Source organism: Thalassobacillus sp. C254 (assembly GCF_001310615.1).
Genome location: NZ_BAXQ01000012.1, coordinates 107,507 through 115,826, shown reverse-complemented (window position 1 = coordinate 115,826; position 8,320 = coordinate 107,507). Strand labels below are relative to the sequence as shown.

General features: G+C 43.6%; 8 protein-coding genes, 10 tRNA genes and 2 pseudogenes. 1 reads left to right on the top strand and 19 read right to left on the bottom strand.

All coding sequences use genetic code 11. The features are described from left to right. Positions 1 to 68: 68 nt before the first annotated feature. The 11 genes from JCM19033_RS12780 to JCM19033_RS12730 all read right to left on the bottom strand — a co-directional run bounded on the left by JCM19033_RS12780 (position 69) and on the right by JCM19033_RS12730 (position 1,622). A tRNA-Pro gene (locus tag JCM19033_RS12780) sits at positions 69 to 145 on the bottom strand. Positions 146 to 149: 4 nt separating this feature from the next. Beyond that, positions 150 to 226 (bottom strand) — tRNA-Arg (locus tag JCM19033_RS12775). A gap of 21 nt (positions 227 to 247) precedes the next feature. Beyond that, positions 248 to 335, bottom strand: a tRNA-Leu gene (locus tag JCM19033_RS12770). 30 nt (positions 336 to 365) lie between these two features. Next, a tRNA-Leu gene (locus JCM19033_RS12765) sits at positions 366 to 451 on the bottom strand. Positions 452 to 460: 9 nt separating this feature from the next. Further along, positions 461 to 535: transfer RNA gene (locus tag JCM19033_RS12760), tRNA-Gln, on the bottom strand. A 27-nt stretch (positions 536 to 562) separates the two neighbouring features. After that, positions 563 to 638, bottom strand: a tRNA-Asp gene (locus tag JCM19033_RS12755). A 23-nt stretch (positions 639 to 661) separates the two neighbouring features. Further along, positions 662 to 737: transfer RNA gene (locus JCM19033_RS12750), tRNA-Val, on the bottom strand. 7 nt (positions 738 to 744) lie between these two features. Then, a tRNA-Glu gene (locus tag JCM19033_RS12745) sits at positions 745 to 819 on the bottom strand. 9 nt (positions 820 to 828) lie between these two features. After that, positions 829 to 919 (bottom strand) — tRNA-Ser (locus JCM19033_RS12740). A 2-nt stretch (positions 920 to 921) separates the two neighbouring features. Next, positions 922 to 996 (bottom strand) — tRNA-Asn (locus JCM19033_RS12735). 173 nt (positions 997 to 1,169) lie between these two features. Beyond that, positions 1,170 to 1,622: a SprT family protein gene (locus JCM19033_RS12730; RefSeq protein ID WP_054636575.1), complete on the bottom strand. Its 453-nt coding sequence runs from the start codon at positions 1,620 to 1,622 to the stop codon at positions 1,170 to 1,172. A 105-nt stretch (positions 1,623 to 1,727) separates the two neighbouring features. Between JCM19033_RS12730 and cmpA the strand changes: the two genes are divergently transcribed. Further along, positions 1,728 to 1,844: a cortex morphogenetic protein CmpA gene (cmpA, locus tag JCM19033_RS23505; RefSeq protein ID WP_157049861.1), complete on the top strand. Its 117-nt coding sequence runs from the start codon at positions 1,728 to 1,730 to the stop codon at positions 1,842 to 1,844. Positions 1,845 to 1,858: 14 nt separating this feature from the next. Here the strand turns inward: cmpA and JCM19033_RS12725 are convergent. From JCM19033_RS12725 to JCM19033_RS12690, 8 genes and pseudogenes are all read right to left on the bottom strand, one after another. Continuing rightward, positions 1,859 to 4,040: pseudogene (locus tag JCM19033_RS12725) on the bottom strand (Tex family protein). A gap of 126 nt (positions 4,041 to 4,166) precedes the next feature. Continuing rightward, complete coding sequence (locus tag JCM19033_RS12720) at positions 4,167 to 4,769, bottom strand: PP2C family serine/threonine-protein phosphatase (RefSeq protein ID WP_054636574.1); 603 nt, start codon at positions 4,767 to 4,769, stop codon at positions 4,167 to 4,169. After that, positions 4,770 to 5,588 carry an RNA polymerase sigma factor SigB gene (sigB, locus tag JCM19033_RS12715; protein WP_054636573.1) on the bottom strand — a complete coding sequence of 273 codons (819 nt, stop codon included), beginning with the start codon at positions 5,586 to 5,588 and terminating at the stop codon, positions 4,770 to 4,772. It abuts the gene before it with no gap. Next, positions 5,545 to 6,033 (bottom strand): anti-sigma B factor RsbW, encoded by a 489-nt coding sequence (rsbW, locus tag JCM19033_RS12710; protein WP_054636572.1) that lies wholly within the window; start codon positions 6,031 to 6,033, stop codon positions 5,545 to 5,547. The genes sigB and rsbW overlap by 44 nt, the downstream gene beginning before the upstream one ends. Further along, the gene (locus JCM19033_RS12705) at positions 6,008 to 6,364 is read right to left on the bottom strand and encodes an STAS domain-containing protein (RefSeq protein WP_306301340.1); all 357 of its coding nucleotides are present in this window, start codon (positions 6,362 to 6,364) and stop codon (positions 6,008 to 6,010) included. Before JCM19033_RS12705 ends, rsbW begins: the two co-directional genes overlap by 26 nt. Before the next feature lie 137 nt (positions 6,365 to 6,501). Next, positions 6,502 to 7,516 (bottom strand): annotated as a pseudogene (locus JCM19033_RS12700) (PP2C family protein-serine/threonine phosphatase). A gap of 11 nt (positions 7,517 to 7,527) precedes the next feature. Next, a complete protein-coding gene (locus tag JCM19033_RS12695) occupies positions 7,528 to 7,941 on the bottom strand; it encodes an anti-sigma regulatory factor (RefSeq protein WP_054636571.1) in 414 nt (137 codons plus the stop codon). A gap of 2 nt (positions 7,942 to 7,943) precedes the next feature. Further along, entirely contained in the window at positions 7,944 to 8,300 is a 357-nt protein-coding gene (locus JCM19033_RS12690; RefSeq protein WP_054636570.1) for an STAS domain-containing protein, read from the bottom strand. Positions 8,301 to 8,320: the final 20 nt, after the last annotated feature.

Below are 8,320 nucleotides of genomic sequence, written 5' to 3'. Positions count from 1 at the left end.
TGGGAATCGAACCCACGACATCAGCTTGGAAGGCTGAGGTTTTACCACTAAACTACACCCGCAAAAGATGGTCGGGAAGACAGGATTCGAACCTGCGACCCCTTGGTCCCAAACCAAGTGCTCTACCAAGCTGAGCTACTTCCCGACAATGGCGCGCCCGAGAGGAGTCGAACCCCTAACCTTCTGATCCGTAGTCAGACGCTCTATCCAATTGAGCTACGGGCGCTTGTGCTATTATAATTATATATGGTGCGGTTGAGAGGACTTGAACCTCCACGGGATTTAACTCCCACTAGGCCCTCAACCTAGCGCGTCTGCCATTCCGCCACAACCGCACAAAATCGTTATCGTTTTGTGAAAGTAAATGGTGCGGGTGAAGGGACTTGAACCCCCACGTCATAAAGACACTAGATCCTAAGTCTAGCGCGTCTGCCAATTCCGCCACACCCGCAATAATCAGTGGCTGGGCTAGCTGGATTCGAACCAGCGCATGACGGAATCAAAATCCGCTGCCTTACCGCTTGGCTATAGCCCAAAGATAACAGTATATAATATTTATAAATGGCGGGCCTGACGGGGATCGAACCCGCGATCTCCTGCGTGACAGGCAGGCATGTTAACCGCTACACCACAGGCCCAGCTCAATAGTCAATAATATAGATGGTGGAGGATGACAGGATCGAACTGCCGACCCCCTGCTTGTAAGGCAGGTGCTCTCCCAGCTGAGCTAATCCTCCAAATAAGTGGTGACCCGTACGGGATTCGAACCCGTGTTACCGCCGTGAAAGGGCGGTGTCTTAACCACTTGACCAACGGGCCAGTTATTCATGGCGGAGAAGGAGGGATTTGAACCCTCGCGCCGCTTACACGACCTACTCCCTTAGCAGGGGAGCCCCTTCAGCCACTTGGGTACTTCTCCAATGGCTCCACAGGCAGGATTCGAACCTGCGACCGATCGGTTAACAGCCGATAGCTCTACCACTGAGCTACTGTGGAATATTCATCATTTACCTCGCTTTGTCGTTTTTGGCGACAATTTATATTGTACATCAGCTGATGAATGATGTCAATAACTTTTTGATTTGTTTTTGGTTTGTTTTTAGTTTGTAGTTGCCGCTTGTCTTTCGGCGACTTTTATAATTTAACACAGCACCGTGAATTACGTCAACCTATTTTTCAACTTTTTTCAACTTCCCTTTGCATTTCCCACAAACATACTTTTCAAGGTTAATTCTTCGTTGTCTCGAAAACTGCGTCTGACACTCCAAGCATTCATATAGCAGTTTTAAGCGTGTATCCCCATCACTTGGCAAAGTACTGCAGTGACGAGCACCACCGACGTTCAAAAGGAGTTCCTTAAACTCCCTGTCCTTATGTTTGTACCCTCGCCCTTCTATATGAAGGTGGTAATGACAAAGCTCGTGCTTCAATATACCAATAAGCTCTTTATCACCAAAATGCGTATAATGCTTTGGGTTAATCTCAATATTGTGGCTTTGTAATAAATAGCGTCCACCTGTCGTTTTTAATCTGTAATTAAATACGGCTTGGTGAAGAAAGGGTTTCTTAAAGCTTTCTAGTGAGACTTTTTCTGTGAGCTCTTGCAATTGTCCGTTGTTCAAAACGCCCCCTCCCTTAAAATTTATCAACTCTGACAAACAGTTTATCATAGGATATAAAAACCTAAATAGGTTTTCTCTTCTCAGCTGCTGAAAGGAGGTGAGTAAATGCCGGACTGGTTCAAGCGCCAAATTGAGCGCGCTTATTACCAAAAGAACATTTATGAAATTAAATTGCTAAACCAATGCTGGTTTAAATATAAGAAAAAGCAGACCCAGGAATAAGGATCTGCCTTCCGCTAACTTGTTTGCTTTTCTGCCACTATCATGGTTAAAGAGATCCTTCCCTTTTTATGGTCGACACTTTCAACCCAGACAGTGACCACATCCCCCACTGAGACAATTTCCATAGGGTGCTTAACATACCGATTAGACATTTTGGAAATGTGAACCAAACCGTCTTCTTTTACTCCAATATCCACAAATGCTCCGAAGTCAACAACATTCCTTACTGTTCCCTGGAGCTCCATACCCTTGGTCAGGTCTTCTAAGCTCATTATTCCTTTTTTTAATACTGGCCTTGGAAGATCGTCTCTGGGATCTCTGTTCGGTCTGGCAAGCGCATCTAAGATGTCCTTTAACGTCGGCTCCCCCACTCCAAGCTCTTTTGCATATTGGCTGGCATTTATCCCTCGCACCTTTTCTATTAAGGCTGGAGACCCTACGTCCTCAATCGTTCCTCCAACTTCACGAATTAGCTGCTCTGTTACTTTGTAACTTTCAGGATGAATTGAAGTTTTATCCAAAGGATTTTTCCCTTCTGTAATTCTGAGGAACCCAATCGCCTGTTCATAGGTTTTGGAGCCTAAACGAGGGATTTTCTTCAATTCTTTACGGTCCATAAACCTTCCATTCTCATCTCTTTGTTTAACAATGTTGTTAGCCACTGTTTTTGAAAGGCCCGATACATATTGAAGTAAACTCGGCGAGGCGGTATTAACGTTAACGCCGACCTGGTTTACCGCCGTTTCCACTACAAAGGTCAGTGAATCATTCAGTTTCCCTTGACTGACATCATGCTGATACTGTCCTACCCCCACAGATTTCGGGTCAATTTTCACCAATTCAGCTAACGGGTCTTGAAGGCGTCGGGCAATGGACGCAGCACTTCTCTCTTCCACCTCTAAGTGAGGAAATTCTTCCCTTCCAAGCTCTGAGGCTGAATACACACTGCTCCCGCCTCACTAATAATTAAATAAGAAATGTCCCTTGTATGTTCAGTGATTAACTCCGCTATAAATTCTTCCGTTTCCCGGGACGCTGTTCCATTGCCAATAACAATAACTTCAATATTGTGTTCATCAATCAGCTGGTTAATCACACTCTTTGACTTTTCAACCTGTTTTCTCGGAGGAGTCGGGTAAACCACTTCAACTGCCAGCACTTTCCCTGTTTCATCTATAACAGCCAGCTTACACCCTGTACGGTAAGCCGGGTCTACCCCCAACACTACTTTTCCTTTCATTGGAGGCTGAAGCAATAAGTTTTTCAGGTTCTCAGAGAAGATATGAATAGCTTGTTCTTCTGCTTTTTCTGTCAGTTCTTTCCGAACTTCTCTTTCAATGGCAGGGGCAATCAACCGTTTATAAGCATCCTGTATGGCAGATTGAATAAATGAGACTGTAACCGAGCCGTGGCGCTTAATGATTTTCTTTTCCATTCGAGAAAAAGCTGTGTCTTCCGAAAACACCACACTCAGCTTTAACGCTTCTTCCTTTTCCCCTCGGTTCATAGCAAGAATTCTGTGAGAAGGGACCTTTTTTAATGATTCTTCATATTCATAATATATTCCATAAATCTCTTGTTCATCTTTTTCCTTGTTTTTTAAGTAAGACCGAAGCTTTCCCTTTTGATAAGTTAATTCTCTTAATTCCTGCCGTATAGACGGCTCATCAGCTATCCATTCTGCAATAACATCATTTGCGCCTTGAAGAGCTTCTTCGCCTGTTCGGACTTCTTTTTCGGTGTCAATGTACTTATTAGCTTCCTCGTGAAGGTCCCCTTCTTTGGCAGGGAATAAATCCACTCGGCCAGTGGCTCCAGCCCCTTTTCCTTTGCTTTCGTTGCTCTTGTGCGCCTTTTTTGGCGAAAAGGACGATACAAGTCTTCGATCATTTGAAGCTTCTCGGCATGTTCGATATCCGATTTTAATTCTGGTGTCAGCTTCCCCTGCTCTTCAATTAATCGCGTCACTTCTTGTTTTCGAGCCAGGAGCTGCTGCCCATAATTCCAAGATTCCTGGATATCACGAATACGGACTTCATCAGCTCCGCTTGTCATCTCTTTTCTGTACCTGGCAATAAAAGGAACGGTGTTTCCTTCTTCTAATAATTGAATAACATTATTGATTATCTTTTGTGAAATGGTAAGATCTTCCGATATCTTTTCCAGAAGTAATTGCTGCTGTTCCGCTGCATTCATTCAATTTCCTCCCGTACACTTCTAAAAGGTATTGTTCTTTTTCACTATAACACGGAAAGGAGTGTGGAAAAACGTGAGACCGTTTTTTCCAAAACCAACAAAAAAAGAGCCCCCTTGGAGGACTCTTTATCTGACTTGCCCGACTACTATAGTAACGTCATCGTTTGAGTTCTTTGCTGTTTCTGCCATACGCGATACTACTTCTTCGGGGTTCTTCATTTGACGAAGCCAGCGCTGCTGATCTGTAGTAAATGTCGCTCCATCTGAATGAAGAATAAACGAAAACCCTTTCCGGTAAGGAAAATGCTCCATCCTGTATTGAAACTTTCTGCCGGAAAGATAGCCTGGAGCAGGAATTGGGCGAAGAGCTTGTCCATCATGGGTAAATAGCATACAGCCAATGTTCCCTATATTCCCATAAACGATTTCATTCGTCTGGTACATAATCTTCAATATCGTGATGACTACTCCTCTTTCATGCATAAGTGCTTGATTGCACTGCTCTAAAAGGGATGGGACCGGGTCAGTATGGTGCTTCTCAACGATGTCCATAGCTATCATAGCTGAACGGTAGGCACCTTCGCCACTTCCCAGTCCATCAGCGACGGCACAAAGGAAATATTCATCAGTCTCGATGGTGACAAAAGCATCCCCACAACGCAAATTACCGCTTTTCCCTTTCTGGAAAGTAGCTAAGTCAACTTTTGTCAGTTGTTTGTTTTCGATCATTTATAGACACTCCGATGGCTCTACACGAATGGATTCCCTTAACTTCTGTAAAGCTCTGCGCTGCAATCGAGAAACATGCATCTGGGAAATCCCTAAACGCTCTCCCGTTTCTTTTTGGCTTAAATTTTCAAAGTACGTGCACTTTAATATTTCCTTTTCTCTTTCTGTTAACACTGTAAAAGCTTTCTCTAACAGCAGCTGTTGATCAGTTTGCTCATAGCCCTCTTCCTGTGAACCAACCAGGTCAAGCAGAGTGACCGCACTCCCCTCCTGATCTGCTTCAATGGAGCGATCGACGGAAAGCGCTTGATAACTTTTACCCATTTCCATGGTTTCCAAAACTTCTTCTTCGCTTACATCAAGGTACCCTGCTATTTCTTCAACACGAGGAGAACGCTGCAAATCATTAGTTAATTCCTCTACAGCTTTCTTTATTCTCGGGCCGAGTTCCTTTATTCTTCTGGGGACATGGACGCTCCATGTTTTATCCCGGATAAATCGTTTGATCTCCCCAACAATGGTAGGAACAGCAAAAGATTCAAAGCTTCGTTTGTAAGAATCGTCAAACCGCCTTAAAGCTGCGAGCAGGCCGATCATTCCAACCTGGTACAAGTCTTCGTCATGTTCTTGGCCTCTGGAAAATTTACGGGCCAGTGACTGCACTAAAGGCTCGAACTTCCGAACCAGTTTTGTTTGTATTTCTTCTGTGGGATTTTCCTGAAATTCTTCTATCCACTTATAGACTTCGTCCTTTTCAACTTCTTTCCCAGGTGCATTATTGTCGCTGTACGTCTGCTGAGGTTGTGATTCCGTCGACATTCTGTTCCACCCCATCTCTTTGAAGGAACTTTGTCATAACAATTGCGACGCCGTCTTCCCCGCTAATTTCTACCTTGTCCATCAATGTATCAATTAGGAAAAGGCCGAGCCCCCCTTCTTTTAATTCCCCTACTGGTTTTGTAGCGTCAATGGGGCCTAGCTGCTTCTTCAGATCCTCTACGCTGAAGCTTTGTCCCTGATCTGATACGATGAACTCAATACGATCCTCTTCAGCCGAACAGATAAGCATCATTTCTCCGCCTTCTTTGTAGGCGTGATCCACGACGTTTGTACATGCTTCTGCCACGGCAATTTTTATGTCTTCGATATCATCATAGGTATAGCCCATTCGATTAGCGAGACCGGAAACGGTTAATCGAATAACTCCCACATATTCTGGTTTAGCAGGCACCTTCATTTCAATGTAATCTGAGGCTTTCTTCATTTCTTTGCTTCCTCCCTTTTTTCCTCGTCGATGTCCATAACCTCATCAAGACCAGTGATGGAAAAATTCGGTAAACACGTTCATTAAGACCGACCAGCTTCAAGCTGCTGTCATTTGCATGAGATGATTTTAAAGCACCAACAAAAATTCCTAATCCAGTACTATCGATGTAATCTATTCCAGATAAATCTACAGTAACTGTCTTGCCCTCTTCCTCTGTTAAAGGTACAAGAGCTTCACGCAACGTCGGAGCTGTATACGCATCAATTTCACCAGAAAGGTAAAGGTGAAAATTATTGTCAACTTCTTTCTTTTGGATATCAAGATTCATTATTCCATCCTCCTATTTATAAGGCTCGCCATCTTTGTAGAAAGAGGCGAGTCCTTGTTTTAACAGTATATTATGCAGGTTAGAAATAATGGCAAAAAGGCCATACTCATATGAATATTACCCTTCATGATAAAACGTTAAACCTTTCTTCTAATAATAATCAGAGAAAAATCATCCCTCAATTGAAAGCCTTGAAGCTTTTCAAGTTGATAAAATACGTTGTTAACCATCTCTTGAGCTGCATATGACTATATTGCCGGATCAAATTTGTAATTTCTTCCCTCTCGATGAAGCCTTCATCTGTTCTGCACTCTGTAACACCATCAGAAAGCAAAACAACAAAGTCGCCGACTTCTACTTTTTTATGGTATTCCCGGAAATTTGCTTCTCGGGTTACTCCAAGCACAAGACCTTTCGCATAGAGTTCCTCAAACGAGTCATTTTTAGCATTGTAATAAAATCCAGGCTCATGTCCGGCCCCTGAATAATAAAAGTGATGTACACGAGGATCGTAGGACCCGTACATCATAGTAATAAACATATTAGCCGCTACGTTCTGTTCAACTACACGGTTTAAATTTTCCAGTAATGCCCCGGGCTGCAAGCGCTGTTCCGGTAAACTGTCCATTGCATACTTAATCATAGACATACATAAAGCAGCAGGCACACCTTTGCCAATGATGTCCGCAATAGCAACCCCAAGGCAGCCATTTTCATCTTTGACAAAATGATAGTAGTCCCCGCTCATTTTAGAAGCAGGCACACTAATGACGCCAATGTCTAAAGAATCTATATAAGGAACTTCCTTTGGCAAAAGCGTCTGCTGCATATTAGCCGCAACATTAATTTCAGCTTCCAGTTCCTTTTGTCTGTCGCGCAGGCTCTGGTGCTCCCGGTAAGCAAGGCCATATCCGATCATAACTTCTAGAAGAAATTCAAATGAATCTCTTGCTCCAGCAGGAAGGTTCGGAAACAAATCTTCGATGATTTCAAGATGAAGACTGACCATTTCTTCAGGCGAGATTTGATTTTCCATCACCTTCTTGCTGAACTGCTGGGCGTGATACAGCCCCTGTTCATCTTTTTCCTGTAAATACTTATTAAGTATTTTTTATATTGATCTTCCAATATCGCATATGAATCAGCCAACATTGATCCTCCCTTTAACGGAGCCACTTAATCGCACTAATGGTGGTTCCCTGTCCAGATTGTGAATCAATCTCGAATTCATCCATTAAGCGTTTTACACCAGGCAGGCCAGCTCCTAAACCTCCGGATGTAGTGAACCCATCCTCCATCACTTGCCTGATGTTATTGATTCCAGGTCCCTGGTCTTTTGCTGTAATCCGCAAACCACGCTTCATGCCGTTGCTTTGAACTTCTTCAACTGGTTCAATGATGATTTCTCCCTTTTCCGCATAAAGGTAAATGTTCCTTGCAAGTTCTGATATAGCTGTCGTAATACGTGCCTGGTCTACACTGCCAAACCCCAGGTCCTTCGCATGGTTTCTACCAGCCTGGCGGGCAGATACAATCCCCCATTCCGTATGTACTTCAACTTTGGATTGGATACCCATTCTTATCCCTCCAATTCCTGTTGAAGTTTCTCAAGACCCTGCTCTAAATCAAGGGCAGTTGGCACTTCATCCAGCTTGACACCCATATCAATCAGGGTTATTGCCACAGCCGGCTGAATGCCGGTTAAAACCACTCTAGCTCCCATCAGGTTGGACATTTCTACGACGTCCCCTAGTACTTTAGCGATGAACGAGTCAATCATCTCCACGGAAGTTAAATCAATTACAACTCCACTTGAACCTTCCTGGTGAATTTTGCTGAGTAAATCCTCCTGAAACTGAAGGGCCGTTTGGTCATCTAATTCTACTTGCACCGAAATCAACAAATACTCGTGTAGTTTCAATATAGGAATGCGCATTTTTACCCTCCGCTCTTTAA